The 529-nt window shown below is 45.4% G+C and carries 1 rRNA gene; it reads left to right on the forward strand.

Going from position 1 to position 529, the window contains the following annotated elements:
- Positions 1-332 precede the first annotated feature (332 nt).
- A 16S ribosomal RNA gene (locus L2703_RS18925) occupies positions 333-529 on the forward strand; the annotation flags it as partial.

A 529-nucleotide genomic window follows, 5' to 3' on the forward strand; every position in this document is an offset into this window, starting at 1 on the left:
TTCAGCGCGAAAAGAAAGTTTGAAAAAACACTTGACGCGAAGATGGGAAAGCGTAGAATACGCAGCCCAAGCCGACGACCTAGCGTCAAAGGCGATGCACGAAACACGGCATCAACGCTCTTTAACAATCTAAACAAGAAATCTGTGTGGACATTCACAGGTATTGAGTTATTCGAAATTGTCTTCTTGTTCTTCGGAATGTAGGCAATCAAAAAATTTAAACTCAATGCAACGATGAGTGTTCATAGCAATATGTACAAAAGACTTATTTCACTTTGGTGAAATAAGCAATCAGAATTCATTGAGCTGAATCGCAAGATTCAACAAAACTTTAATTGAAGAGTTTGATCATGGCTCAGATTGAACGCTGGCGGCAGGCCTAACACATGCAAGTCGAGCGGCAGCACAAGGGAGCTTGCTCCTGAGGTGGCGAGCGGCGGACGGGTGAGTAATGCCTAGGGATCTGCCCAGTCGAGGGGGATAACAGTTGGAAACGACTGCTAATACCGCATACGCCCTACGGGGGAAA

Source organism: Shewanella basaltis (genome assembly GCF_023283885.1).
Lineage (GTDB): Bacteria > Pseudomonadota > Gammaproteobacteria > Enterobacterales > Shewanellaceae > Shewanella > Shewanella basaltis.